Annotated in this window: 27 protein-coding genes; 13 read left to right on the top strand and 14 right to left on the bottom strand. The window is 71.2% G+C overall.

Annotated features, from left to right (window positions below; genetic code table 11):
- The first annotated feature begins 40 nt into the window (after positions 1-40).
- The 5 genes from ACFYZJ_RS21025 (at position 41) to ACFYZJ_RS21005 (ending at position 4,937) form a co-directional block, all read left to right on the top strand.
- The gene (locus ACFYZJ_RS21025; protein WP_388570263.1) at positions 41-736 is read left to right on the top strand and encodes a GntR family transcriptional regulator; all 696 of its coding nucleotides are present in this window, start codon (positions 41-43) and stop codon (positions 734-736) included.
- On the top strand, positions 733-3,198 hold the full coding sequence (locus ACFYZJ_RS21020) for a glycosyltransferase (protein ID WP_388570260.1): 2,466 nt from the start codon (positions 733-735) through the stop codon (positions 3,196-3,198). The genes ACFYZJ_RS21025 and ACFYZJ_RS21020 overlap by 4 nt, the downstream gene beginning before the upstream one ends.
- A gap of 67 nt (positions 3,199-3,265) precedes the next feature.
- The gene (locus tag ACFYZJ_RS21015; protein WP_388570258.1) at positions 3,266-3,916 is read left to right on the top strand and encodes a hypothetical protein; all 651 of its coding nucleotides are present in this window, start codon (positions 3,266-3,268) and stop codon (positions 3,914-3,916) included.
- 443 nt (positions 3,917-4,359) lie between these two features.
- Entirely contained in the window at positions 4,360-4,719 is a 360-nt protein-coding gene (locus ACFYZJ_RS21010) for a DUF6247 family protein (RefSeq protein WP_388570255.1), read from the top strand.
- Positions 4,716-4,937 (top strand): hypothetical protein, encoded by a 222-nt coding sequence (locus ACFYZJ_RS21005; protein ID WP_388570253.1) that lies wholly within the window; start codon positions 4,716-4,718, stop codon positions 4,935-4,937. The genes ACFYZJ_RS21010 and ACFYZJ_RS21005 overlap by 4 nt, the downstream gene beginning before the upstream one ends.
- A gap of 19 nt (positions 4,938-4,956) precedes the next feature.
- Here the strand turns inward: ACFYZJ_RS21005 and ACFYZJ_RS21000 are convergent, their stop codons facing one another.
- Positions 4,957-5,352 (bottom strand): hypothetical protein, encoded by a 396-nt coding sequence (locus ACFYZJ_RS21000; protein WP_388570251.1) that lies wholly within the window; start codon positions 5,350-5,352, stop codon positions 4,957-4,959.
- 116 nt (positions 5,353-5,468) lie between these two features.
- On the opposite strand from ACFYZJ_RS21000, the gene ACFYZJ_RS20995 reads away from it, so the two are divergent.
- The 7 genes from ACFYZJ_RS20995 (at position 5,469) to ACFYZJ_RS20965 (ending at position 8,766) form a co-directional block, all read left to right on the top strand.
- Complete coding sequence (locus ACFYZJ_RS20995; protein ID WP_388570248.1) at positions 5,469-6,317, top strand: helix-turn-helix transcriptional regulator; 849 nt, start codon at positions 5,469-5,471, stop codon at positions 6,315-6,317.
- A complete protein-coding gene (locus tag ACFYZJ_RS20990) occupies positions 6,314-6,496 on the top strand; it encodes a DUF397 domain-containing protein (RefSeq protein ID WP_388570246.1) in 183 nt (60 codons plus the stop codon). Before ACFYZJ_RS20995 ends, ACFYZJ_RS20990 begins: the two co-directional genes overlap by 4 nt.
- Positions 6,497-6,563: 67 nt before the next feature.
- Positions 6,564-6,926, top strand: a complete 363-nt coding sequence (locus ACFYZJ_RS20985; RefSeq protein ID WP_388570243.1) for a hypothetical protein — start codon at positions 6,564-6,566, stop codon at positions 6,924-6,926.
- A 6-nt stretch (positions 6,927-6,932) separates the two neighbouring features.
- Positions 6,933-7,457 (top strand): hypothetical protein, encoded by a 525-nt coding sequence (locus ACFYZJ_RS20980; RefSeq protein WP_388570241.1) that lies wholly within the window; start codon positions 6,933-6,935, stop codon positions 7,455-7,457.
- A complete protein-coding gene (locus ACFYZJ_RS20975; RefSeq protein WP_388570238.1) occupies positions 7,454-7,828 on the top strand; it encodes a peptidase inhibitor family I36 protein in 375 nt (124 codons plus the stop codon). The genes ACFYZJ_RS20980 and ACFYZJ_RS20975 overlap by 4 nt, the downstream gene beginning before the upstream one ends.
- Positions 7,829-7,943: 115 nt before the next feature.
- On the top strand, positions 7,944-8,609 hold the full coding sequence (locus ACFYZJ_RS20970; protein ID WP_388570236.1) for a hypothetical protein: 666 nt from the start codon (positions 7,944-7,946) through the stop codon (positions 8,607-8,609).
- Between the two features lie 34 nt (positions 8,610-8,643).
- Positions 8,644-8,766, top strand: coding sequence for a hypothetical protein (locus tag ACFYZJ_RS20965; protein WP_388570233.1), 123 nt, complete (start codon positions 8,644-8,646; stop codon positions 8,764-8,766).
- On the opposite strand, the gene ACFYZJ_RS20960 is transcribed toward ACFYZJ_RS20965, so the two are convergent.
- Positions 8,763-10,571, bottom strand: coding sequence for a bifunctional metallophosphatase/5'-nucleotidase (locus ACFYZJ_RS20960; protein WP_388570231.1), 1,809 nt, complete (start codon positions 10,569-10,571; stop codon positions 8,763-8,765). The genes ACFYZJ_RS20965 and ACFYZJ_RS20960 overlap by 4 nt on opposite strands.
- A 146-nt stretch (positions 10,572-10,717) precedes the next feature.
- Positions 10,718-12,001 carry an adenylosuccinate synthase gene (locus ACFYZJ_RS20955; RefSeq protein WP_388570228.1) on the bottom strand — a complete coding sequence of 428 codons (1,284 nt, stop codon included), beginning with the start codon at positions 11,999-12,001 and terminating at the stop codon, positions 10,718-10,720.
- 193 nt (positions 12,002-12,194) lie between these two features.
- Between ACFYZJ_RS20955 and ACFYZJ_RS20950 the strand changes: the two genes are divergently transcribed.
- The gene (locus ACFYZJ_RS20950) at positions 12,195-13,064 is read left to right on the top strand and encodes a diacylglycerol kinase family protein (RefSeq protein ID WP_388570225.1); all 870 of its coding nucleotides are present in this window, start codon (positions 12,195-12,197) and stop codon (positions 13,062-13,064) included.
- Positions 13,065-13,075: 11 nt separating this feature from the next.
- Here ACFYZJ_RS20950 and ACFYZJ_RS20945 read toward each other — a convergent pair whose 3' ends face one another.
- The 11 genes from ACFYZJ_RS20945 to ACFYZJ_RS20895 all read right to left on the bottom strand — a co-directional run bounded on the left by ACFYZJ_RS20945 (position 13,076) and on the right by ACFYZJ_RS20895 (position 24,587).
- Entirely contained in the window at positions 13,076-14,296 is a 1,221-nt protein-coding gene (locus tag ACFYZJ_RS20945; RefSeq protein ID WP_388570222.1) for a cytochrome P450, read from the bottom strand.
- A gap of 59 nt (positions 14,297-14,355) precedes the next feature.
- Positions 14,356-15,030, bottom strand: coding sequence for a response regulator (locus ACFYZJ_RS20940; protein WP_388570219.1), 675 nt, complete (start codon positions 15,028-15,030; stop codon positions 14,356-14,358).
- The gene (locus tag ACFYZJ_RS20935; RefSeq protein WP_388570216.1) at positions 15,027-16,373 is read right to left on the bottom strand and encodes a sensor histidine kinase; all 1,347 of its coding nucleotides are present in this window, start codon (positions 16,371-16,373) and stop codon (positions 15,027-15,029) included. The genes ACFYZJ_RS20940 and ACFYZJ_RS20935 overlap by 4 nt, the downstream gene beginning before the upstream one ends.
- Before the next feature lie 273 nt (positions 16,374-16,646).
- Entirely contained in the window at positions 16,647-17,567 is a 921-nt protein-coding gene (locus ACFYZJ_RS20930; RefSeq protein WP_388570213.1) for an alpha/beta hydrolase family protein, read from the bottom strand.
- A gap of 194 nt (positions 17,568-17,761) precedes the next feature.
- Positions 17,762-18,955 (bottom strand): kynureninase, encoded by a 1,194-nt coding sequence (kynU, locus tag ACFYZJ_RS20925; RefSeq protein ID WP_388570324.1) that lies wholly within the window; start codon positions 18,953-18,955, stop codon positions 17,762-17,764.
- Between the two features lies 1 nt (position 18,956).
- Positions 18,957-19,829: a tryptophan 2,3-dioxygenase family protein gene (locus tag ACFYZJ_RS20920; protein ID WP_388570210.1), complete on the bottom strand. Its 873-nt coding sequence runs from the start codon at positions 19,827-19,829 to the stop codon at positions 18,957-18,959.
- Between the two features lie 144 nt (positions 19,830-19,973).
- Positions 19,974-20,387 (bottom strand): DUF3151 domain-containing protein, encoded by a 414-nt coding sequence (locus ACFYZJ_RS20915; RefSeq protein ID WP_388570208.1) that lies wholly within the window; start codon positions 20,385-20,387, stop codon positions 19,974-19,976.
- A 55-nt stretch (positions 20,388-20,442) separates the two neighbouring features.
- Complete coding sequence (locus ACFYZJ_RS20910; protein WP_388570206.1) at positions 20,443-21,948, bottom strand: MFS transporter; 1,506 nt, start codon at positions 21,946-21,948, stop codon at positions 20,443-20,445.
- Positions 21,949-22,076: 128 nt separating this feature from the next.
- Complete coding sequence (fbaA, locus tag ACFYZJ_RS20905; RefSeq protein WP_388570203.1) at positions 22,077-23,099, bottom strand: class II fructose-bisphosphate aldolase; 1,023 nt, start codon at positions 23,097-23,099, stop codon at positions 22,077-22,079.
- A gap of 140 nt (positions 23,100-23,239) precedes the next feature.
- Positions 23,240-23,788, bottom strand: coding sequence for an orotate phosphoribosyltransferase (gene pyrE / locus ACFYZJ_RS20900; RefSeq protein ID WP_388570200.1), 549 nt, complete (start codon positions 23,786-23,788; stop codon positions 23,240-23,242).
- 10 nt (positions 23,789-23,798) lie between these two features.
- Positions 23,799-24,587, bottom strand: coding sequence for an aldose 1-epimerase (locus tag ACFYZJ_RS20895; protein ID WP_388570198.1), 789 nt, complete (start codon positions 24,585-24,587; stop codon positions 23,799-23,801).
- Between the last annotated feature and the right edge of the window lie 131 nt (positions 24,588-24,718).

The raw sequence follows: 24,718 nt of genomic DNA, 5'->3' as shown, positions 1-24,718 counted from the left end.
GAACACGCACCCGTACGCGGATGGGGGGACCCAGACAACGATGCCCGGCAATGGCGCCGTCACTCGTAGCACCCTGCGGCAACAGATCGCGGACGCGCTCCGCGACGAGGTGCTGGCCGGCCGGTTGCAGCCCGGGCAGGAGTTCACGGTGAAGGAGATCGCCGAGCAGTACGGCGTCTCCGCGACCCCCGTCCGCGAGGCGCTGGTGGACCTGTCGGCGCAGGGTCTCGTGGACGCCGTCCAGCACCGGGGTTTCGAGGTCCGCGCCTACTCCCTGGACGACTACCGCGACATGATCGAGGCCCGCAGCCTGGTCACCGACGGCATCTTCCACCGCCTCGTCCACGGCGGCGGCGACTGCGGCACCGCGGCGGACGAGCCGCACCGCACCACCGCCCTCGCCACGGTGCGCCGCCGCGGCGAGGAGGCCGCGCGCGCCGCCACCGCCGGCGACCTGAACGTCCTCATCGGCTACGACCTGCGCTTCTGGCGCGAGTTGAGCGCCCTGTACGGCAATCCCTACCTCGCCGACTTCCTGCACCGGCTGCGCGTGCAGTCCTGGGTGTGCACGGTGCAGCACCTGCGCCGGGTCACCGATCTGAAGGGCCGGCTGTGGGCCGGGCACACCGAACTCGTCGACGCCCTCGCCCGCCGCGACCCCGTCGCCGCACACGCCGTGGTCGCCGCGTACAACGCGCACTCGCTCGCGCTCCTCGAGCGCCTGGCCGCCGGATGAGCACAGCGCAGGCCACGGACGTCTTAGAGGACATGCCGGCCTTCTCCATCGACCTGTCCGTCGTCGTCCCCGCCCACAACGAGGAGCAGCGGCTCGGGCCCACGCTCGCCGCGATCACCGCGTACCTGCGCGCCAACGAGAGCCGCTTCGGGACGTGGGAGGTCGTCGTGGTCGACGACGGCTCCACCGACGGCACCCGGGACCTCGTCATCGCCGTCGGCGTCGGCGATGACCGCGTGCGGCTCGTCGCCGGCGACCGCAACCGCGGCAAGGGCCACGCCCTGCGCCTGGGCGTCCTCGCCACCTCCGGCCGCCGGGTGCTGGTCACGGACGCCGACCTGGCCGCCCCGATCGAGGAGCTGGAGGTCCTCGACAAGGCGCTGGCCGAGGGGTACGCGGCGGCGATCGGCTCCCGCGCGGTGCCGGGCGCCGTCATCGAGCGGCCCCAGAGCCGTACGCGCCGGCTGCTCGGCCGCGCCGGGAACGTGCTCATACGCCGGACGGCCGTACCGGGCGTACGGGACACGCAGTGCGGTTTCAAGCTGTACGACGGCGACCGCGCCCGCGAGGCGTTCGCCGCCTCCCGGCTGCACGGCTGGGGCATCGACGTGGAGATACTCCGGCACTTCCGGCGCTCGGAGTGGCCGGTGACCGAGGTACCGGTGCGCTGGGCGCACCAGCCGGGCTCCAAGGTCCTCCCCCTCGACTACGTCCGCACGGCGGGCGAGCTGGCCCTGCTCAGGGCGCGTTCCGTCCGCCCGGCCGACGTCCTCGCGGTCGTCGTGTTCCTGCTGATGGCCGTGGGCCTGTACGCGGGCCGCTGGGTGGACCCGGACCACCGCTATCTGCCGGACTCGATGCAGGACCAGAACCAGTGGGAGTGGTTCTTCGCGGTGACGGCCCACAACGTGGCCCATCTGCGCAATCCCCTCTTCACCACCCTCCAGGGCTTCCCCGACGGGGTGAACCTCATGGCCAACACGGTCATGTTCGGCCTGACCGTTCCGCTCACGCCGCTCACCCTGCTCGTCGGCCCCGCGGTCGCCCTCGCCCTGGTGATGACGCTCGGGCTGGCCGCCACGGCCGCCGCCTGGTACCGGCTGATCGTGCGACGGGTGGTACGGCACCGGGGCGCGGCCTTCACCGGCGCCGCGCTCGCCGCGTTCGCGCCCCCGATGGTCAGCCACGCCGCCGCGCACCCCAACTTCGTCGTCCTGTTCGTGATCCCGCTGATGATCGAACGCGTGCTGCGGCTGTGCACGGGCGCGCGGGTGGTGCGGGACGGGGTGGTCCTCGGCCTGATGGCGACGTACCAGATCTTCCTCGGCGAGGAGCCGCTGCTGCTCGCCTCCCTCGGCATGGGGCTGTTCGCCGGCGCGTACGCGGTGGCGCGCCGGGACGTGGCGAAGGCGGCCTGGCGCCCGCTGCTGAAGGGCCTGGCGGTCGCCGCAGCGGTGTCCCTGCCGCTGGTGGCACTCCCCCTGTACTGGCAGTTCTTCGGCCCGCAGAGCTACCGGAACGTCTTCCACGGCCGCTTCACGGGCAACAGCCCCCTCTCGCTGCTCGCCTTCGCCAAGGACTCGCTGGTCGCGGGCGACGAGGACACGGCGACCGCCCTCGCCCTGAACACGACCGAGCAGAACGCCTTCTACGGCTGGCCGCTGGTGGCCCTCGCCTTCGCGATCGTCGTACGGCTGTGGGAGCACGCCCTGGTGAAGGCGCTCGGCTTCACCGCTTTCGCCGCCGCCTTCCTGTCCCTCGGCCCGCGCTTCCGGTTCCCCCTGTCACACACCACGGCCCCCGGCCCCTGGGCGCTGTTCGCGCACCTGCCGCTGTTCGAGTCCGTCATCGAGGGCCGGGTCGCCATGATCTGCGCGCCGGCGCTCGGCCTGCTGCTGGCGGTGGCGATCGAGCGGCTGGCACGGACACCGCACCCCGGCAACCAGTTCCTCGGCCTCACGGCGGTCGCCGCCGCGCTCATCCCGATCGTCCCGGCCCCGCTGCCGGCGGTGGAACGCGCGCCCGTACCGGCCTTCATCACGGACGGCGCATGGAAGTCGTACGTCCACGGGGACGAGACGCTGGTGCCCGTCCCGCTGCCCGACTCGGGCAACGCGGAGGCGCTGCACTGGCAGACCGCGGCCCACTTCGCGTTCACACTGCCCGGCGGGTACTTCAACGGCCCCTGGGGCACCGAGCGCATCGGCATCTACGGCGCCAAGCCCCGCTTCACCTCCGCAATGCTGCGGGACATCAGCTTCACCGGCGTGAAGCCCACCATCGGCGACAACTGGCGGGCGCAGGCCCGCGCCGACTTCGCGTACTGGCAGGCGGGGGTGCTGGTGCTGCCGCCGCAGGAGTACCAGGACCCGTTGCGTCAGACCGTGGACAAGCTGGTGGGTCGGCCCGGTAAGTGGGTGGGCGGGGTATGGGTATGGGACCTGCACGGCTTGCACGGCTGAGCGCGACCGGCCGCCCGCACGCCCATTACGCTTCCTGCACCACACCGATAACCCGAGGAGCTTACTGTTGGCCTGTGACCTGTGGCTGGTCCCGCTCGTCGACGTGTTGTGCCACACCCCCGACAACCCGTTCGCCGAGGAACTCGCCCTCTACGACAAGGTGCTGGGCGAGGCCGGACTGCCGCCGGTGCCGGTGTACCAGTACATGCCGGGCCTGACCGGCGAGGTGGCCCCGGTCGCGGGCTTCGACTACGACGCGCTGCACTTCCTGCGCCGCGCCTATCTGCTCCAGGTGTGCGGCCTCGCCGTGACCCCGGTCGACGAGCTGGGCGGCGACTACGAACAGCTGCTGGAGATGTTCGAGTCGACGGCCCAGCAGTCGCACCTGGTGTGGCACTACGACCACGCGGGCGCCTACGTCCCGGTGGACTTCCCGCAGCCCCTGTCGAACGACGAACTCCTCGCCGGCGGTGGACCGCTGGGATCCGCCCAGGCGCTGCTCCGCGAGCTGGAACTCGTGGCCCCGTCGATCGGCATCGACCCGGCGAACCCCCCGGCCGCCCCGGAGCCCCCGCTCGCCCCCACGGCCCTGGAGGAACCCGCCCTTCCGGCCCCGTACGACCCGAGCCCGTTCGCCCGCGAACGCCACGTCTGGCTGGGCCTGCACGCGGCGGCCACCCGGAGCCTGGCGCAGGGGTCGATGATCGTGTTCAGCTGAGGCCGGGAGAGGCTCCCGGGTGGGCGCCCCTCGCCGGCTCGTCGTCAGCTCTCGACGATGCGGATGGTGCGAATACCCGTGCCTCGGTACCGGGTGGGTGTCCTGGTCAGGACGGGACGGCCGCGCGGCCACTCCACCGCGCAGCTCTTCCTTGGTGGGTGTGGTCCCGGCCGGCTCCGCCACGAGGTCCCGCATGCTCATCCCGCGATCCCGTGCCAGCTCCTGGAGACGGTCTCGAACGGCGGGGTCGACCTTGATCGTGGTGTCAGCCATGAGCGCGCGGCCTGCCCCGCAGCAGTGCCCACGCCAGTGCGCCCCCGTTCCCACGGCTCCCGCGGCGGATTCACCGGCCTCCCGCAGCGCAAGGCGCGCTAGAGTCCCGGTATGTCCCGGCCCTCCCTACGGGTCCGGGCCCGTATCCGAGACGCGAAGGGGCCAGCAGCGTGAGCGCACAGCACGCCGAGTACGGTGAGACTCCGGTGATCCCCCGCCCGGACCGCACTCCGGCGGCCCTGCGCGCGGCCTGCGCCGTCGTGGCACCTCACCTCCTCGCCGCCTACGACCAGGCCAAGGAACAGGCACTCGCGGAGGCGCTTGAACACGACTCGATCAAGCCCCTCCACGCCTACCTGAGCCACTGGGCCGCTTTGATCGAGATCGAGCGGCACCCCGAGACGGCGAAGGCCTACCATCGCGCCGAATACCTTGCCCGGACCGCGAACACACCGGACGAGGCGCGGGGACACCTGATCACAGCGAGCAGTATCTACCGCGACGCCGCCAGGGCGGTGCGCGCCGCGTGAGCTGGACGTGGGAGTACGTTCCGGACGAGGAGACGGTGACAGCCGGTGCGCCGCTCACCTTCCTCGACGAAGTTGAGAAGAAGGCCGACGAACTGGTCAGGGCAGCCGAAGCCCTCTACCTCCACGGTCCCGCCTACCAGGACGTCGACGAGGGCGCGAAGCACGCGGAGCTGGTCACCATCTGGCAGATCACGCCCGATCCCGACCTGTACGCATGACAACGTCCGAGGCGTAGCCTCACCCCCCGCCATCCAGCGCCGAGCGCAGGAGCAGCGTGTGGACGAGGTCACCCGACGCCGTCGGCCGGTAGCGCCAACTCAGGGGCCAGGTCAGGCCGTCGAGGGCCGGGATCGGGATGTACGAGATGCGGTTCGGACCGGCGGTGAGGCGGGTGACTCCGTCGGGCCAGGAGCGGTGGGAGGTGCTGCCGACCGGAACGAGGAAGTAGACGGCACGTCTTCCGTTGTCCTCCTCGATGACGGGACCCGGGGCTCCGCCCGTCATGCGGGCGAGGCGGTCGGCGAGGGAGCGGCCCCGGTCGCCGTCGATACGGAGGGCGTCGAACCGGACGCCGGCCTTGCGGAGTTGGATGCCGGTGGTGGGGATCCAGTCCAGGTCACTTTGCGTATTCACGCGGCCATTTTCGGCGGGCCGGGCTAGCGTCTTCCATAACTCTGTGTCGACCGGTGACAACGGTCGGGAACCGGCCAGGGCTGCTTGCGACCGGTTGAGTTCGGTTGAGTTCGGGGGTGACCGCAATGGCGCGGGCTGTGAACAAGGTGGAGGCGGGCGGGACGGCGCATCTGGTCGCTGCCCTGGCCAAGGCGCTGCGCGAGCAACAGCGGCTCTCGCAGGAGGAGTTGGGAAGGAAGATCGGCTACACCGGGTCGGCGGTCAGCGCGATGGAGACGTGTGCCCAGCCGGCGAGCGACAAGATGCTCGTCAAATTGGAGGAGGCGCTCGGCGGGGGACTGGGCGTCTTCGAGAAGGCGCGCAAGTACGTACTGCTCGACAAGTACCCGCCACAGTTCAAGAACTTCGCCCTGATGGAGGCGGAGGCCGTGACCCTGTCCTCGTACCAGACGTACGTGGTCGACGGTCTCTTCCAGACTGAGAGCTACGCCCGAGCTCTGATCGGCGGCGGCTACCCGAAGCTCGCCGACGACAAGGTGGAAGAGCTGGTGGAGGCGCGTATGGCTCGCAAGGCGCTCTTCGATCGGGATCCCACCGCCATGATCGAGCTGATCCTCGACGAGTCGGTGTTACGGCGGCCGTTCAGCAGCTGGGAGGTGCTGCGCGAGCAACTGCGCTGGCTCGCAGAGGCCGCGGAGCGGGACAACGTCAGCATCCAAGTGCTGCCATTGGAACGCGGTCTGCGCGGCGCCCACGCGGGCACGCGCGGTGACATGGTCCTGGTGGAGACGAAGGAGCACCACCACGTGGTCTACATGGAGATCGAGGACGAGAGCGTGCTGGTCAGTGATCCCGCCAAGGTGGCCCAACTCTCGCACCGCTATGCGAAGATCCGCACACAGGCTCTGAGCCCGGACGACTCCCTGAGCCTCATCCAGCGGTTGGCAGGAGAAGAGCAGCGATGATCAGCACACTGCGGTGGTTCAAGTCGAGCTACAGCAACGACAGCGGCGGTCAATGCGTGGAGGTCGCCGCCTGCGCCAACGCTATCCGCGTTCGCGACTCCAAGAAGCCCGGCGGCCCCGTCGTCACCGCCTCCCCCGGCGCATGGGGCGCATTCCTCAAGGGTGTTCGTACCCCTTGATCCCCGGAAGGGGTGAACCGGACACACGCACCGCATACGGGCGGAAGCCCACGGGCATGCCCCGGCCATGCGTCACCTCGTCATCGCCTCTGCCCTTTTGGCTGCCCTCGGCCCGGTCTCCGCCCCGCCCATGCACGCCGCTGCCGCAGTGCCTCCCGGGCATGTGTACTTCTGGCCGGACCCGAACCAGATGGGACCCGGCGGCGCCTGGGACTACGCGCCGCCCGGGTATCGGGAAGCGGATACCCGGGTGAAGCGGCACGCGTACTCCTTCGACTCGCGTGCCTCCGTGACCGTGTACGCGATCAGCTACCAGCCCGGCAGCTGCCTGTACCGCGCGATCTACCCGGACGACTACTCCAACAACTGGGAGTGGGCGACCAAGTTCGACGGGGTCAGCGACACCACGATGGGGTGCCAGCCCGGGTGAACGCAGATGTTCCCGCGTACGACGGCCGTTGCCGCACTCCTCGTTTCCGGCCTGTTCCTCACCGCCTGTACGGCAACGGGGAACGCACCACCCAGTCCATCCCCCGACGATGTCATCAAGGCCGCCACTGAGAAGCTCACCGGCGACTGCCTCGCCCGTCAGGGCCTGGCGCCGCCCCGCCCGGGGCAGCCCACGCCTCCGGCTGCCGAGCAACGGCGTGTCTCCGACGCCCTGTTCGGCGCGGACACGGCAGAACTGTCCCTTCGCCTCCCCACGGGCTATGTGGTCCGCGCCCACACCGACGGCTGCCTCGCGGCGGCCCAGCAGCGGCTCTACGGCGACCAGCGCCGGTGGTTCCGTACGTCGGTGATCGTGAACAACCTTCAGCCCGAGGCCGATAAGACCCACCGTTCCCTGGCCGAGGTCCGTTCCCGGCACCGCGCCGAGATCGCCGAGTGGCAGCGGCTGCGTGCCCATGCCCTCGCCGAGGCCATCTCTCTCCTCACCGCGAAAGGAAATCCGTCAGCATGAACAAGCGCCTCGCCGCCCTTCTCGCCGCCGCCGCCCTGTCCGCCGGGGCCGTGCTCGCCGGCTCCGCCTCCGCGCAGGCGGTGCCCTGTGGCAGCGGCAACTTCTGTGTGTGGACGGAAGCGAACTTCCAGGGCCTGAAGATCGAGCACAGCGGGGACGACCACTGGTGGGAGGGGGACATGGCCTGGCACGACTCCTCGTGGGCGAACCACGGCATCTCCGGTCCGGGCGTCAAGGACCACGTCAAGGTGTACTCCGCGCGTGAGCTGCTGGGCCACGTGACGATCTGCCTCGCTCCGGGACAGGAGGTCGGCTACAACGCCGCCGCGAACGACCAGGGCGCCTCGCACACCTGGACGACCGGCTGCTGACCACGGGGACGCCTGCCGCCCCCTCACCCAATAGCCGGAAAAACCGCAAAACTTTCTCCACTTCTGTCGCACTTTTCCGACCTGGTACCACCCCTCCCTTGCCATGCTGCCCGGCGTGAGCCGATCGACCTCCTCCGTCTGGCAGCCCGGGACGGGCACGGTGTACCGCGCGACCCTGGACGCGCTGGCCCAGTACGGCCCACGGCGGGTCGGCGTGACCCACGTCGCCCGCCTGGCCCGCTGCAACCGCTCCTACCTCTACCGGAACTGGGCCGGCCCGCAGGTCCTGATCCGGGACGCCACACTGGCCGAGCTCCAGCGCCTGCTGCATGTGGCCCGCGAGGTACCCGGCCCGCTGCCACCGCCACGGTGTCTCGCCGTCCGCGTCGTGGTGCGTGCGGCGCGCCTGCTGCGTGAGCACCCCGTGGTGAGGACCATGGCCCTGACCGCCCCGGAGCTGGTGCACGCCGCCGTGCTGCGTCCGGCAACCGTCTGGCACCGCACCGCCTGGGACTGGCTGCACCGGCACGTGACCGGGTACCTGCCCAGGGGCACCACCCGGGACACGGTCACACTCGCCGTCCTCGCCACCGCCCTGCCCTACGCGCTGACACCACCGCCCGAGGTCCCGGATCACGCCGCCGAGCGCGAGGCCGTCGACCGCAGGCTGAGCCTCGCTCTGCACGCCTGCCTCGGCCTCCCGCCCGCCTGCCCCGACTGTGCGGACACGCCTCTCGGTCAGGGCACAGCGGACGAAGGACACGCGAGCGCGTTCAGCTGATCCCCGGGCCGTCGGGCAGGTCGACGCGCGGGAGGTGGCCGCCCGGCTCGTGGAGCTGACGCTCGGCGAACCGGCCCGCCTGGTCCCCGACCTGGCCGGACCGGCGTTCCTGGCGGAGCGAGTGAATGGCCCCGCCAGGAAGAAGGCGGGCGCCTAGAACACCGGCGTCCCGTCCTGCGTCAGCTTCCAGTTGACGTCCGCGAAGTCCGCCGGGTTCAGGGTTCCCTTGGACGTCACGTAGTCGATCATCAGCTGGCGGATCTCGTTGGTGGAGCTGTAGGCGATGGCGGCGGACGCGATGTGCGGGTAACCGGAGCCGCCGTTGGCGCGGTAGTTGTTGACGGCGACGACGAAGACCTGGTCGTCGGCGACCGGTGCGCCCTTGTAGGAGAGGTTCTTGATGCGCGAGCCCTCGGGCTGCGCGATGTCGATCTCGTAGTCGACCCCGGCGGCGGTGTCGTACATGTAGTCCCAGAAGTTGTTGGCGTTGGTGAGGGTCGCGGTGTCGACCTTCGTGCCGGACGGGACCTGGTGGTAGTACTTCGCCGCGTACTCCAGATAGTCCTTGAGCTGAGCGCCGGTGAGCTTCTTGCCGTACAGGGTGTTGTCGTAGATGTAGAGGCCGGCGATGTCCTTGATCGTCACGCTGCCCGCGGGGATGTCGGCGGTACGGCTGAACGGCGCGGCGACGGAGATCAGCGGCAGCGCGGCGTCGGCGGAGGACAGCCCGGAGGCGACCGTCGCCATCTGCACCTGGTGGATGAAGTCCATGATGGGGACGTCCTTCCAGCAGGACTCCGCCGCCGACAGGTCCGCCGTGCAGGTGCCCACGGGCGTGTTGACGTACTTCACCACCAGCTCGTGGTCGGCCTGAAGGAGCCGCTTGATCTCCGGGTCCTCGTCGACCGTGTTGGGGTTGAGGGTCCGGGCCGTCTTGCTGGTCACCTTCCAGCGGCCGCAGTGCAGTTCGAGCTCGAAGTCGAAGACGCTCAGGCGGTAGCCCCAGCAGTAGGGCTCGGAGAGGAGGACTTCCTCGCCGGTCTCCTCGTTCTTGACCGTGTAGGAGGGAACCTCGACGTGGGTGTGGCCGACCAGGATCGCGTCGATGCCCGGCACCTGCTCGGCGACCAGGTTCGACGCGTTCTCCACGTACGGGAGTTCGTCTCCGTACGAGGAGGAGCCGTCGAGGCCGGAGTGGTCCGTCAGGAACACCACGTCACAGCCCAGCGCGCGCAGTCGCGGCACGTACTTCTTCGCCTGCTCGACCAGGCCCGGGAACACCATCTTCCCGCTGACGTTGTCCTTGTCCCACAGCGCGATACCGGGGTTGGTGAGCCCGAGGATGCCGACCTTGATGTCGGGGGCGCCGGGGACGCGGATGCGCTTCACGGTGTACGGGCGGAACGCGGGGCGCAGGGTCTTGGCGTCGAGGGCGTTGGCACCGAGCAGCGGGAAGTGACACTGGCTCTCGAACTTGCGCAGCACGTCGATGCCGTAGTTGAACTCGTGGTTGCCGAGCGCGGCGGCGTCGTATCGCATGGCGTTCATGGCGACGGCCATGGGGTGCTTGGGCCCGTCCTCGCCGGTGATCGGGTCGACGCGGGCGAAGTAGTACGCCAGCGAGGTCCCCTGGATGATGTCGCCCGCGTCGACGAGCAGCACCCGGTCCTCGCCCTTGGCCTCGCGCTGCTGCTTGATGAGCGTGGCGACACGCGCGACACCGACGGAGTTGCCTGCCTTGTCGCGGTAGGCGGCGTCCTTGTAATAGTCCCAGTCGAAGACGTGGCTGTGCAGGTCGGTGGTGCCGAGGATGGAGAACGACCAGGTGCGCGGCGTCCTCTCGGGCCTGTCGTCGGCGGCCTCGGCGGTACCGGTGCCGACCGCTCCCGCGACGGCGGCCGCCGCACCGGTGACGGCCGACTTCTGCATGAACTCGCGTCTGTTCATGGGGCTGACGGGCATACGGGGCTCCTGGTCTGGAGAGCGGAGAGAGACGGCACTACCCGCGTAGATAGTTCCGGTCCCTCCGTCTGCGCGGAACCAGGAGCAGCCCATGGGCCGGTCAAGGATGTCCATGACCGGCCCAACTGGACGGGGATGTAAGGGACTTACAGGAACGAGTTGATCTCGATGGTCTCGTCGCGGCCCGGGCCCACGCCGATCGCGGAGATCGGGGCGCCGGACATCTCCTCCAGGGCCTTGACGTAGTTCTGGGCGTTCTTCGGGAGGTCCGCGAAGGTCTTGGCCTTCGTGATGTCCTCCTGCCAGCCCGGCAGCATCTCGTACACCGGCTTCGCGTGGTGGAAGTCCGTCTGGGAGTACGGGAGCTCCTCGACCCGCTTGCCGTCGATCTCGTACGCGACACAGACCGGGATCTGCTCCCAGCCGGTGAGCACGTCGAGCTTGGTGAGGAAGAAGTCGGTCAGGCCGTTGACCCGGGTCGCGTAGCGGGCGATCACCGCGTCGAACCAGCCGCAGCGGCGGTCGCGGCCCGTCGTCACACCCCGCTCGCCGCCGATCCGGCGCAGCGCCTCGCCGTCCTCGTCGAACAGCTCGGTCGGGAAGGGGCCCGAGCCGACGCGGGTCGTGTAGGCCTTGAGGATGCCGATGACGCGACTGATCTTCGTCGGGCCGACGCCGGCGCCGGTGCAGGCACCGCCCGCGGTCGGGTTGGACGAGGTCACGAAGGGGTACGTGCCGTGGTCGATGTCCAGCAGCGTGCCCTGACCGCCCTCGAACAGGACGACCTTGTTCTCCTCCAGGGCCTGGTTGAGGATCAGGACCGTGTCGGCGACGTACGGCTCGATCTTCTCGGCGTAGCCCAGCAGCTCCTCGACCACCTGGTTCACGGCGATCGCGCGCCGGTTGTACAGCTTGGTGAGGATCTGGTTCTTGACGTCGAGGGCCGCCTCGACCTTCTGGGTCAGGATCGACTCGTCGTACAGGTCCTGGACCCGGATGCCGACACGGTTGATCTTGTCGGCATAGGTCGGGCCGATGCCGCGGCCGGTCGTGCCGATCTTGCGCTTTCCGAGGAAGCGTTCCGTCACCTTGTCGACGGTGACGTTGTACGGCGTGATGATGTGGGCGTTGCCGCTGATCAGCAGCTTGGACGTGTCGACACCGCGCTCGTTCAGACCGCTCAGCTCGGAGAGCAGGACCGACGGGTCGACGACGACGCCGTTGCCGATGACGGGCGTACATCCGGGCGACAGGATTCCGGAAGGGAGGAGGTGGAGCGCATACTTCTGGTCACCCACGACCACCGTGTGGCCGGCGTTGTTGCCGCCTTGGTAGCGCACCACATAGTCCACCGAGCCACCGAGCAGGTCGGTGGCCTTTCCCTTGCCTTCGTCACCCCACTGAGCACCGAGCAGCACAAGTGCGGGCACGCGCGTACACCCCTTCCGGGCGGGGCATGTCCAGGGTCGGGGGCGTACGCGGAGGGTCCACCGCCGCGTGCACGCGACCGTCGTTGGCCGCAAACCGTCGACCGGATGCCCCGGAATAGACGAAGCCCCTGACGCAATAGCGCAAGGGGCTCTTGCACAGAGATGCTACCCGAGGAAGTGAGGCAGGACCGAGGTGGCGACTTCCGACCAGCTCCTGGTGGTCATCGACCCGGTCGCCCGTCACAGCGACGGGGAGTCGGTACGGATCGCGAAAGACGTGCTCAGCGCGGGCGCGGCGACCAAGGTGTGCCTCCCGGACGGGCCGGAGGAATTCGCCCGGGCGCTGGACCGCCGGGGGTCGCGCCGGCCGGTGGTGGTCGGTGACGACCGGGCGCTGCTGCGGGCGGTGAGGTTCCTGCACCGGCGCCGTGAGCTGGGCACGACGGCCCTGTCGCTGGTACCGGTGGGCGCCGCCCAGTCACTGGCGCGGTCGCTGGGGGTGCCGACGGGGGCGGTGGCGGCGGCACGGGCCGTTCTGGACGGGGTGGAGCGACGGCTGGACCTGCTGGTGGACGACAGTGACGGCGTGGTGCTCGGGGATCTGCGGATCCCTCCGCTTCCGGCGCTGGAGACGGCGGGGGCCGAGCCGGTGCCGGCCTCGTCGGCGAGCTCGGGGCGTCCGTGGCTGCGGACGTGTCAGTCGCTGGTACGGACGTTGGCGGTGCGTCCCACGCGCCTGCCGTCACCCCGCCCGGGACCGGGGCCGTCCCGGCTGCGGGTGGAGGTGGACGGCAAGACGCTGGTGGACCTGGACCAGCCGGTGGAGGCGGTGTCCGTGACGCCGGGGGATCCGGGGGTGGCCGAGGTGGAGGTACGGCCGGTCTCGGTGGGCGCGGAGGCGTCGCCGCTGCTGGCGGTGGGGCGCCGGGTGACGGTGTCCGGGGCCGATTTCCGGTACCGCGCGGATGCGGTGGTGTCGGGGCCGGTGCGGACGCGGACGTGGGTGGTGCGGGAGGGGGCCTGGGGGCTCACGTTGCCTGCGGCCCGCCCTCCCGGAAGGTGAGGGCGCGGTGGTCAGCCGATCTCCACGCTCAGCCCCTTCAGACCCCGGATCACGAAGTTCGGCTTCCGCTCCGGCTCCGCCGTCGGTCGCAGCGTCGGCGCCCTCTCCAGCAACGCCGACATGGACGCCGCCAGCTCGATACGGGCCAAAGGGGCGCCGATGCAGTAGTGGATGCCCGCGCTGAAGGAGATGTGCGGGTTGTCCCTGCGCGTCAGGTCCAGCTTCTCCGGGGCGTCGAACACCGCGGGGTCGTGGTTCGCGGAGCCGAACAGCATCGCGATCTCCGCACCCCGTGGGATCGCCGTCCCGTCGATCTCGATCTCGTCCAGCACCCAGCGTTCGAAGAGCTGCAGCGGGGTGTCGTAGCGCATCAGCTCCTCCACGGCGGACGGGACGAGCGCGTGGTCGGCGCGCAGGGCCGCCAGCTGGTCCGGGTGGCGGAACAGCGCCCACCAGCCGTTCACGGTCGCGTTCACCGTGGCCTCGTGGCCCGCGTTCAGCAGCAGCACACAGGTGGAGATCATCTCCTGCTCGGTGAGCCGGTCGCCCTCGTCGTACGCGGCGATCAGACCCGAGATCAGGTCCTCGCCCGGCTCCGTGCGGCGCTCGGCGATCAGCTCCCGGAGGTACTCCGAGAACTCCACCGACGCCCGCACCGCCTTGCGTGCCGTCTCCTCCGACGGGTTCAGCTCGTACATCCCGCAGATGTCCGCCGACCAGGGGCGCAGCTGTCCGCGGTCCGCCTCCGGGATGCCCAGCATCTCGGCGATCACCGCGACCGGCAGCGGTTCGGCGACGTCCGTCAGCAGATCGCCGCCGCCCGCCTCCACCAGCCGCGCCACCAGCTCGCCGGCGAGCCCGTGCACATACGGCTTCAGCTGCTCCACCGTCCGCGGCGTGAACGCCTTCGACACCAGGCGCCGGATGCGGGTGTGGTCCGGCGGCTCCAGGTCGAGCATGCCGTGGTCGTTGAGTGTGTGGAACGGCTCCTGCTCGGGCGGCGGCGCCGTCCGGCCGAAGTCCTCGTGCGTGAACCGGTGCTGGTACGTCCGGCCCAGCCGCCTGTCCCGCAGCAACGCCGACACGTCCGCGTGGTGCGGCACCAGCCACTGGCCGGTGGGCTCGAACCAGTGCACGCGGCCCCGCGCGCGCAGTTCGGCGTACGCGGGGTAGGGGTCGGCCACGAACGCCGGGTCCCAGGGGTCGAACGCGAGGTCGGATGCAGCTGCCATGCCGGGACGCTAACCGAGCGGACGCCCGCTGACCAGGGTGTCTCACCCCGAAGGGCGGCTCACCCCGGGGTCACCAGTCTGGCCTCGTACGCGAACACCGCCGCCTGGGTGCGGTCGCGCAGGCCCAGCTTCACCAGGATGCGGCTGACGTGCGTCTTGATCGTGGACTCGGCGACCACCAGCCGCTCCGCGATCTCCGCGTTCGACAGCCCCTGGGCGATCAGGACCAGCACCTCGGTCTCCCGTTCCGTCAGGTCCCCGTACGCCGCCCGGGCCGTCGGCAGGAGCGCCGGCCGGTCCGCCAGGCGGGAGAACTCCGTGATCAGCCGCCGGGTGACCGAGGGCGCCAGCAGGGCCTCCCCGGCCGCCACCACCCTCACCCCGTCGGCGAGCTGCCGCGCCGACGCGTCCTTGAGCAGAAAGCCGGAGGCTCCCGCCCGCAGCGCCTGGTACACGTACTCGTCGAGGTCGAACGTGGTCAGCACCAGTACCTTCGCCGAACCGTCCGCGGCGACGATCTCCCGGGTCGCCTCTATGCCGTTCAGCTCCGGCATCCGGATGTCCATCAGCACGACGTCGGGGCCGAGTTCGCGGACCCGCTCGACGGCCTCCCTCCCGTTGACCGCCTCCCCGACCACCTCGATGTCCGGCATGGCCCCGAGCAGCACCGAGAAGCCCTCGCGGACCATCATCTGGTCGTCGGCGATCAGTACCCGGATGGCGCTCTCCGTCACGCGGTGGCCTCCGCGGTGGTCACCGGCAGGAACACCGTCACCTCATAGCCTCCGTCGTCCGTCTCCCCCGCCGTCATCTCCCCGCCCAGCATCGAGACCCGCTCCCGCATGCCCGTCAGGCCGTGTCCCGCGCCGTGCGTCGACTTGGTCAGCGTGACATGCGGCGCCGGGCCGTTGACCACGCGCAGGCCCAGCCCGCCGAGCACATAGCCGATCTCCACCCGTGCCGTGGCGCCCGGCGCGTGCCGCAGTGTGTTGCTGAGGGCCTCCTGGACGATGCGGTACGCCGACAGCTCGACGCCCTGCGGGAGTTCCCGCACCGCGCCCGTGACCGCCTTCTCCACGTTCAGTCCCGCCTCGCGCACGTTCGCCAGCAGGGCGTCCAGGTCGGCCAGGGTGGGCTGGGGTGCGTCCGGGGCCTCGTAGTCCTCCGCCCGGACGACGCCGAGGACACGGCGCAGCTCGGTCAGGGCCGCCACCGCGTTCTCCCGGATCGTGGCGAAGGCCTTCTCCAGTTCCGGCGGCGGGTTCTCCACGCGGTAGGGCGCGGCCTCCGCCTGGATCGCCACCACCGACATGTGGTGGGCGACCACATCGTGCAGCTCGCGGGCGATCGTCGTGCGCTCCTCCAGCAGGGTGCGCCGGGAACGCTCGTGCGCGGTCTCGGTCTGCTGGGCGGTGACCTCCTGCTCGGCGGCACGGCGTATGTGCCGGACGGTGACCGCGAGGAGCACGAGGGCGGAGACGACGAGCATGGCCGGGGCGTCGCCGTCGTAGTGGTTCCAGCCGAAGACGGTCTCGGCGAAGAAGGCGTAGGCCGCGGTGGCCACCCACATCCATGCCGCCGTACGCGGCCGGGTGCGTATCGCCACGACCGTCAGCACCGTCAGATGGGAGATGAAGCTGCCGGGCGTCCACGGCCAGGCGCTCCAGTAGGAACCCAGGACCGTCGAGGCCGCGGTCCCCGCGAACGACAGCCAGAAGGCTCCGACCGGGCGGACCAGCGTCAACAGCACCGGGGCGAGGGCGAAGAAGCCACACAGCAGGTCCGTCAGTCCGCCGCCGCCGTTCCCCGTGGCGACCAGCATGGCCAGCAGGCCGGCCCCGGCCACCACGGCGTGCGGGGTCCAGGCCGCGTACTCCCGCAGGCGCCCGGACAGCCGCCCGGTCAGGGGGCCGTCGACGCTCATGCGGGGCAGCGGGCGGTAGGCGAAGGCGCCGTGGAACAGGTCCTGCCGCATCCCGCGCAGGGCGTCCACGGCCGCCCGGTACTCCGGGCTGCGCGGCGTGTACGGGGCATACGCGCCGTCCGGCGGCGTCTGCGTCTGGGTCGTCTCGGTCACGGGGAAAAGGTAGGCCCGGGACGGGGGCGCGGTCGTCACCAGTGAGAGGGGTTCCCGGGAATCCTTCTCAGGTACTACGGGGCGGGCCGGCTCTCGTCCGCGCGGCCGGATCGGGCCATCACGGAAAGGAAGTTACGGAGCGTCACCCGTCGTCGGCGTCATGCCGCGGAGCTCACTTGGGAGCCAGCTCTCAGGTACTACGGGTATGACCGGGTACAGCCGAGGACGGCGCAAAAGGCGGCTCAAGGGACGGCGCGGGGCGCGGCGCTGCGGCTACCACGCCAGCTGGGCGATCTCCTCCACCACCACCGCGCACGCGTCCGCCGCCGGGTCGATCAGGGGGAAGTGGCCGACGTCCTCGAGGAGCGTGAGGCCGACGACCTCACCCGCCTTCGCCGCCGCCTCCGCGTACGCCTCGGCGACCGCCTGCGGGACCACGACGTCCGTCCGGCCCTGGACCAGGGTCGTGGCGATACCGGTGGGCAGCAGCAGCGCCGGGTCCGCGTACGGTCGGCGCTCCTCGAACCGGTCCCGGCCGCCGAGGAACTGGACCGCCGCGCCGGCGCACACCTCCAGCTTCTCGGCGACGTGGAAGTCCGCGATCGGGGCGAGCGCCACGACACCGCGCAGCGGGGCCGGGCGGTCCGTGCGCCACGGGCAGTCCGGCGGCAGGACGTGCCGGGCCGCGGCCCACAGCGCCAGGTGGCCTCCCGCCGAGTGCCCGGTGATCACCGTGCGGCGCGGATCCGCCTGCGGCAGCGCCTCGCGCACCAGCCCGGAAAGCGCGTCCAACGCCGCCGCCACGTCGTCGAACGTGTCCGGCCAGCGGCCCGCCACCGGCCCCGTACCGCCGCCCGGGTCGGCGGACCCGTCGGCCTGGGACGGGATGAGGGCGCCCCGGCGGTACTCGACGCTCGCCACGGCGAAGCCCCGGCGAGCCAGGAAGTCCGCGAACGGTGAGACGTGCCGGCGGTCGTACGGCGCACGCCACGCGCCGCCGTGCAGCAGGACGACCAGGGGGGCGAGTCCGGGGGCGCCCGCGGCACCGGCCGGCTCGGGCTGCCGCGGGGCGTAGAAGTCGATCACCTGGTCCGGGTGGTCGCCGTAGCCGGCGGTGGAGTCGGGGTCCACCGGCGGGTGCGAGAAGGCGGACGCCTCTTCGGCGGCATCGCGGGGGGCGGCGTCGTCCGGCATGCTCCAACCTCTCAGCGGCAGAACGGGATTCGTGCGCGGCGGCCGAAGGGTACCGGCCTCGCGGGGACGGTACCAGGCGGGTGACGTGCGTCAGCAGGGGGTTGTCACGCTCGGTGAGGAGCAAACGGTTCTGCTGTTCCCTGCGGTGGGCGGGGCGGGCGCCCCGACGGGCCCCGCCCCCGTGGAACCGCCGGTCAGGCCACCACCTCCGCCAGCACCCGAGCCGCCCGCTCCACGTCCCCGAACCCCACGTACAGCGGTGTGAACCCGAACCGCAGCACGTCCGGCGGCCGGAAGTCGCCGACCACCCCGGCGGCGATGAGCCGCTTCATCACGTCCCCGGCGTCCGGACAGCGCAGCGCGATCTGGCTGCCCCGCTCGTCGTGCGCGACCGGGGTCAGGGACTCGACCGTGCCGGGCGGGACGTAGGCCGTCACGCACTCGAGGAAGAAGTCCGTCAGCGCCAGCGACTTGGCGCGGACCGCGTCGATCGAGACGCCGTCCCACACCTCCAACGCCGCCTCCAGGGCGAGCATGGACAGGATGTCCGGGGTGCCGACGCGACCGCGCAGGGCACCGGGGGCCGGTTCGTAGTCGGTCCGCATGCCGAAGGGTTCCGCGTGCGAGTTCCAGCCCGGCAGCGGTGAGTCGAAGCGGTCCTGCAGCTCCCGCCGCACATACAGGTACGCCGGTGAACCGGGCCCTCCGTTGAGGTACTTGTAGGTGCAGCCGACCGCCAGGTCGACCCCGTGTTCGTCCAGGCCCACGGGCAGCGCGCCCGCGCTGTGGCACAGGTCCCAGACCGCGACCGCGCCCGCCGCGTGCACGGCGGCCGTCAGCCCGGGCAGGTCGTGCAGCCGGCCGGTGCGGTAGTCGACGTGGTTCAGCAGCACGGCCGCCGTACGGCCGGACAGCGCCCCGGGCACCTCCGCCGGGGCCACCGGACGCAGTGTGCAGCCCGTCATCCGCGCCGCCGATGCGGCGATGTACCCGTCCGTCGGGAACGTCGTCGCGTCGACCACGATCTCGTCCCGGCCGGCGTCCGTCCCCCGGGCCATCCGCACCGCCGCCACCAGCGCCTTGAAGACGTTGACGCTGGTCGAGTCGCCCACCACGATCTGCCCGGGCACGGCCCCGACCAGCGGCGCGATCCGGTCGCCGATCCGCTCCGGCGCCGTCCACCAGCCGCTCTCGTCCCAGGACCGGATCCGCAGGCGTCCCCACTGCCTGCGCACGACGTCCCCCATGCGGTCCGCCACGGCGGCGGGCAACGCGCCCAGCGAGTTGCCGTCCAGGTAGACCACCTCGTCGAGCACGAACTCCGCGCGTTTCGGAGCGAGTTCGTCGGACGCGTCCAACTTCTGTGCTTTGACGGCGAGTTCCGACAGTTCAGACATGGGATCGCGCCGTCCACAGCTCGGGGAACACGTTCTTCTGGGCCCGCTTCTCCAGCCAGGCCACCCCGGCCGAGCCGCCCGTGCCGGGCTTGGCGCCCATCGCGCGCCGGGTGGCGACGAGATGGTCGTTGCGCCAGCGCCACACCAGTTCCGCCACATCGGTCAACACCTCGCCCAGCCGGGCGAGTTCGTCGTCCGGGTCACCCGAGTAGACGGCCGCCCAGACCGCCTCGACCTCCTCCGACGGCTCGTAGCGCTGCGCGACGTCGCGCCGCAGCACCGCGTCCGGGACGGGGTGCCCGCGCCGGGCGAGGAGCCGCAGCACCTCGTCGTACAGGCACGGCTCGTGCAGCGCCTTCTCCAGTTCGGCGTGGACGCGGGGCGCGCCGCGGTGCGGGACCAGCATGGACGCGGACTTCTCGCCGAGCAGGAACTCCATTCGGCGGTACATCGCCGACTGGAAGCCGGAGCCCTCGCCGAGGGCGGAACGGTAGGAGTTGAACTGGGCGGGCGTCAGCTGCGCCAGGGGCCGCCAGGACGCGTTCAGCGCCTGCAGCTCCCGTACGGACCTCTTCAGCGCGTCGATCGCCACCGGCACCCGGTCCTCGCGCAGGGCGCGCGCCGCGGTCTCCCACTCGTGGACGATGACGGTGAACCACAGCTCCATCACCTGGGTCGTGACCAGGAAGACCATCTCTCCGGGGTCGTCGGAGAGGGTGTGCTGGAGGTGGGTGAGCACGTCCGCCTTGACGTAGTCCTCGTACGGGGTCGTGCCCCGGCTCCAATCGATTTTCGGGGCGAGATGCGGGGTCTCGGGCTCATGAGCCTCGGCGGTGCGAGGGGCCTGGTGAGCCTGTTGGGACATCGCTGTCTCCTGTATTACTCCGGGTAGCGGTCCGCCCCTGCCGATGCCGGCACGGGGGCCCCGGTCCCCACAGGCATCCTGCGCAATACCCCCGGACACCGCAAGGCCCGCCTGGTCACAGGCGGGCCTGACCACGCGTCGGGGCTAGCCCAGGGTCTGGGCGGCCGTCGGCGAGGAGTCCTTCAGGAACTGGGTGCAGCGCTCGTACTCCTCCTGCTCGCCGATGCCCTGAGCGGCGCGCGCGAGGGCGTGCAGGGCGCGCAGGAACCCACGGTTGGGCTCGTGCTCCCAGGGGACGGGTCCGTGGCCCTTCCAGCCGTTGCGGCGCAGGGCGTCCAGGCCGCGGTGGTAGCCCGTACGGGCGTACGCGTACGACTCGACGACCGCGCCCCGCTCGAACGCGTCGTCGGCGAGCTGCGCCCAGGCGAGCGAGGAGGCGGGGTACCGGGCGGCGACCTCGGCGGGCGCCGTGCCGCTCGCCAGGAGCTCGCGCGGCTCCGGGTCGTCGGGGAGGTGCGTCGGGGGCGGGCCCCCGAGAAGGTTCTCGTGAAGGGTCATGGGTTCAGTGTGCGCCATCGACCGTGCCCGCAGGTCGCCCGCCCTCGGTACCTGCTCAGGAGGCCGGACCGGCCCCGGACCCCGTCGAACCGCGCGGCGGCTCGAGCGGTGGGGCGGTCACGGAGCAGTGCATGCGGCACTCGGGGTGGCGGCCCTCCGGGGCCGGACGGCGCACGGTCGCGAAGGCGAGCGCCGCGCCCGCCACCAGGACGCCCGCGCACAGCGGCATCGCCCGGCGGAAGGCGGCGTCGAACGCGCCCGGCACGCGGTACGCCTCCGGGCCCATCCCGGTGAGCAGGGGCAGCGCGGCCACGGCGATCAGACCGGCCGCGCGGGCCGCCGCGTTGTTGATGCCGCTGGCCAGGCCGGCCCGGTCGGTGTCCACCGAGGCGAGCACTCCGGCGGTCAGCGGCGCCACCAGGGTGACCATGCCCGCGCCCATGACCAGCACGGCGGGCAGGACGTCGACGACGTACGAGGCGCCCTTGCCGACGCGCAGCATCAGCAGCATGCCGACCGCGCACAGCAGGGGGCCGACGGTGAGTGGTACACGAGGTCCGATGCGCTCGGCCAGGGCGCCTGAGCGGGCCGAGAACAGCAGCATCAGGACGGTGGTGGGCAGCAGGGCGACACCGGCCTGCAGGGGCGAGTAGCCGGAGACGACCTGGAGCTGGAGGGCGGTGAGGAAGAAGAAGCCGCCGAAGGCCGCGTACACGCACAGGGTCACCAGGTTGACCGCCGTGAACTGGCGGGAGGCGAAGATGTCCACCGGCATCATCGGGTCGGGGCGGTGCCGTTCGACGTGGACGAAGGCGACGCCGGCGGCGAGGCCCGCGACCGCGGTGAGGGCCACCGGGAGCGAGCCGCCGTGGGCCTCGATGAGGGCGTACGTCACCAGGGCGAGGGAGAGGGCGCCGAGGGTGGCACCCAGGGCGTCGAAGCGACGGCTGTGGGCACCGCCGGCGGCGGACTCGGGGACGTGGCGTACGGCGATGGGGGCGCAGAGGAGGGCCAGCGGGACGTTCAGGAGGAAGACCCAGCGCCAGCCGGGGCCGGCCACCAGCCAGCCGCCGAGGAACGGGCCGACGGCGGCGCCGATGCCGCCGAAGCCGGACCACAGACCGACCGCCTTGGCGCGGTCGTCGGGGTGGAAGGTGGCCTGGATGAGGGCGAGCGACCCGGGGGTGAGGAGGGCGCCGCCGACGCCTTGGAGGGCGCGGGCGACGATGAGGACGCCCGCGGTGGGCGCAAGGCCGCACAGGAGGGAGGCGGTGGCGAACCACAGGACACCGAGGACGAAGATCCTTCGGCGGCCGTAGCGGTCGCCGAGGGCGCCGCCGAGGAGGATGAGACCGGCGAGCGTGAGCATGTACGCGTTGACGGTCCACTGGAGGGCGGAGAGGCTCGCGTCGAGGGCGCGGCCGATGCGGGGCAGGGCGACGTTGACGACGGTGGAGTCCAGCAGGGCCATGCTGGAGCCGAGCACCGTGGTCAGGAGGATCCACTTCCCCTGCGGGGAGGCGAGCCTCACGACGGGGGTCTGCTGCGCGGTAGCCGCCATGCTGGGATCATCCCGCGTCGGGTGCGTTCGATCCAGGTTTGCGGTGCCTGGAGCCGGGGTTGCCCGCGGGTGGGGTCGCGCGACCCGGCGCCGGCGGGGTGCCGCTGCCGGCACCCCGCCGACCGGTGTTACTTGATCTTCGTGCCGGTCGAGCGGAGGTTCTGGCAGGCCTCCAGCACTCGCTTCGACATCGACGCCTCCGCCAGCTTGCCCCAGGTGCGCGGGTCGTAGGTCTTCTTGGAGCCGACCTCGCCGTCGACCTTCAGGACGCCGTCGTAGTTCTTGAACATGTGGTCGGCGACCGGGCGCGTGAAGGCGTACTGCGTGTCCGTGTCGATGTTCATCTTGACCACGCCGTTCTCCAGCGCCGTCAGGATCTCCTGCTCCGTGGAGCCGGAACCGCCGTGGAAGACGAAGTCGAACGGCGACTCCTTGCCGAACCGCTCGGCCACGCCCTCGTTCAGCTCCTTCAGCAGCTCGGGGCGGAGCACGACGTTGCCCGGCTTGTACACGCCGTGCACGTTGCCGAACGACGCGGCCAGCAGGTAGCGGCCCTTCTCACCCAGGCCCAGGGCCTCGGCGGTGCGGACCGCGTCGTCGACCGTGGTGTACAGCTTGTCGTTGATCTCGTGGGTGACGCCGTCCTCCTCGCCGCCCGTCGGGGTGATCTCCACCTCAAGGATGATCTTGGCGGCGGCGGTGCGGGCGAGCAGTTCCTGGGCGATCGCCAGGTTGTCGGCCAGGGTCTCGGCGGAGCCGTCCCACATGTGCGACTGGAACAGCGGGTTCTGGCCGGCCTTCACGCGCTCCTCGGAGATCGCCAGCAGCGGACGTACGTAGCCGTCGAGCTTGTCCTTCGGGCAGTGGTCCGTGTGCAGCGCGATGTTGACCGGGTACTTCTCGGCGACGATGTGGGCGAACTCGGCCAGGGCCACCGCGCCGGTGACCATGTCCTTGCTGTACTGGCCGCCCAGGAACTCGGCGCCACCCGTCGAGATCTGGACGATGCCGTCGCTCTCCGCCTCCGCGAAGCCGCGCAGGGCCGCGTGCAGGGTCTGGGAGGAGGTCACGTTGATGGCCGGGTAGGCGAACTTGCCTGCCTTCGCCCGGTCGAGCATCTCGTTGTAGACCTCGGGGGTTGCGATGGGCATCTGTCCGCTCCTTGTTGTGCGGGTTGCGTTCTGCGTACTTACGGCCCTGACCTAGGGAGTGACGTCCTCGTCGGCCCCATCTTTCCAGACGTGACCGGATGCTTCGGACACCCTGTCCAGCCTGTGGATAACCCCGTGTCCTAGTCCAGACCCAGGTCGTCCTTCGAATACGCGAACAGGTAGGGAACACCGGCCTTTTCGGCGATCGCCTCGGCAGCACCCGTCGCCCGGTCCACGATCGTCGCGACCGCGACGACCTCGGCGCCGGCCTCCCGCAGCGCCTCGACGGCGGTGAGCACCGAGCCGCCGGTGGTGGAGGTGTCCTCGACGGCCAGCACGCGACGGCCCGCGACCTCCGTGCCCTCGATCCTGCGCTGCAGGCCGTGCGCCTTGCCCGCCTTGCGGACGACGAAGGCGTCGAGCGTCTTCCCGTGCGCGGCGGAGGCGTGCAGCATCGCGGTCGCCACCGGGTCGGCGCCCAGAGTCAGGCCGCCGACCGCCTCGTAGTCCAGGTCGGCGGTCAGGTCGAGCATGACCTGACCGACCAGGGGGGCGGCCACGCCGTCGAGGGTGATGCGGCGGAGGTCGACGTAGTAGTCGGCTTCCTTGCCCGACGACAGGGTCACCTTGCCGTGCACCACGGCCTTGTCCTTGATCTGCTGCAGCAGCTCGCCGCGAACGTCGCTCATGGCAGCCAGCTTAGATGCGGCGCCAGGTCCACGTGGTCGCGGCCTCGAGCGGCTCGATGGGGGTGACCAGGCGCGGAAGGGTGTTGAGGCCGTTCGGGGGGCCGGTCTGCGGTTCCACGCACACCGCCTCGGACTGCTCGTCGTAGACCACGACCCACTCCTCACGGCTGGTGACCTTCAGCTCCAGCTGCCCGGGCCAGGTGAGGGTGACGTCGACCCCGCCGGGCATGCCGAAGCAGTCGTCCCAGGGGCCGGGCTTGGGGTCGATGCGGTTGCCGGTGGGCAGGTGGTCGTCGCCGCGCTCCTCCTGCCAGGCGGGTTCGAAGTCGATACGGACGTCCTCGCCGCCGAGGTTGCGGTGGAACCAGGGGTGCCAGCCGATCTGGGCCGGGAAGGAGTCGTCGTACGTCTCCACGGACATGGTCAGCGTGAGGGCGTCCCCGGTGAGCGTGGCCAGCTGGGTGACGCGGCCGGCGTAGGGCCAGGGGGCGACCAGGTCGTAGGTGAGGACGGCCTCGGTGGGCTCGGCGCGGGCGACGCGCCAGACGCCGTCGCGGACGGTGCCGTGGATGGCGTGGGGCGCGGCGTTCAGGGGCATCTGCTGGACGGTGCCGCCGTCGCGGAACCTGCCGTCCCGGATGCGACCGCACCAGGGGGCCATGGGGAAGCAGCCGAACCGTTCCCCCTGCCGCAGCAGTTCCGTCCCGCCGATGCGCAGACTCCGTACGCGCCCGCCGTTCCCCGGCGCCAGCACGACTTCCGCGTCTCCCGCGGCCAACGTGATCTCGTCGTTACTCACGAGCCCGACCCTACTGGGCGGATCAAGGTGGCGTGCGGTGGCTCGGGGGCCTGCCCGTGGCCCTCAGCGCCGCCGCCGCAGCAGCCGGCCCGCCACGATCGCCGATGCCACGAGCAGGGCCGCCGCCGGGG

Origin of the sequence: Streptomyces sp. NPDC001848 (assembly GCF_042891915.1) — a bacterium.
Classification (GTDB): domain Bacteria; phylum Actinomycetota; class Actinomycetes; order Streptomycetales; family Streptomycetaceae; genus Streptomyces.
This window is presented reverse-complemented; position numbering and strand designations above follow the sequence as displayed.

What these genes read in the sequence shown, in the direction of transcription:
- ACFYZJ_RS20915 (WP_388570208.1), bottom strand. Translation starts at nt 20,387, where the DNA reads ATGACCCTTCACGAGAACCTTCTCGGGGGCCCGCCCCCGACGCACCTC.
- ACFYZJ_RS20930 (WP_388570213.1), bottom strand. Translation starts at nt 17,567, where the DNA reads ATGCCGGACGACGCCGCCCCCCGCGATGCCGCCGAAGAGGCGTCCGCC.
- ACFYZJ_RS20990 (WP_388570246.1), top strand. Translation starts at nt 6,314, where the DNA reads ATGATCAGCACACTGCGGTGGTTCAAGTCGAGCTACAGCAACGACAGC.
- ACFYZJ_RS20920 (WP_388570210.1), bottom strand. Translation starts at nt 19,829, where the DNA reads ATGTCCCAACAGGCTCACCAGGCCCCTCGCACCGCCGAGGCTCATGAG.
- ACFYZJ_RS20980 (WP_388570241.1), top strand. Translation starts at nt 6,933, where the DNA reads ATGTTCCCGCGTACGACGGCCGTTGCCGCACTCCTCGTTTCCGGCCTG.
- ACFYZJ_RS21025 (WP_388570263.1), top strand. Translation starts at nt 41, where the DNA reads ATGCCCGGCAATGGCGCCGTCACTCGTAGCACCCTGCGGCAACAGATC.
- ACFYZJ_RS20985 (WP_388570243.1), top strand. Translation starts at nt 6,564, where the DNA reads ATGCGTCACCTCGTCATCGCCTCTGCCCTTTTGGCTGCCCTCGGCCCG.
- ACFYZJ_RS20910 (WP_388570206.1), bottom strand. Translation starts at nt 21,948, where the DNA reads ATGGCGGCTACCGCGCAGCAGACCCCCGTCGTGAGGCTCGCCTCCCCG.
- ACFYZJ_RS21020 (WP_388570260.1), top strand. Translation starts at nt 733, where the DNA reads ATGAGCACAGCGCAGGCCACGGACGTCTTAGAGGACATGCCGGCCTTC.
- ACFYZJ_RS20960 (WP_388570231.1), bottom strand. Translation starts at nt 10,571, where the DNA reads ATGCCCGTCAGCCCCATGAACAGACGCGAGTTCATGCAGAAGTCGGCC.
- ACFYZJ_RS20975 (WP_388570238.1), top strand. Translation starts at nt 7,454, where the DNA reads ATGAACAAGCGCCTCGCCGCCCTTCTCGCCGCCGCCGCCCTGTCCGCC.
- pyrE (WP_388570200.1), bottom strand. Translation starts at nt 23,788, where the DNA reads ATGAGCGACGTTCGCGGCGAGCTGCTGCAGCAGATCAAGGACAAGGCC.
- ACFYZJ_RS20945 (WP_388570222.1), bottom strand. Translation starts at nt 14,296, where the DNA reads ATGGCAGCTGCATCCGACCTCGCGTTCGACCCCTGGGACCCGGCGTTC.
- fbaA (WP_388570203.1), bottom strand. Translation starts at nt 23,099, where the DNA reads ATGCCCATCGCAACCCCCGAGGTCTACAACGAGATGCTCGACCGGGCG.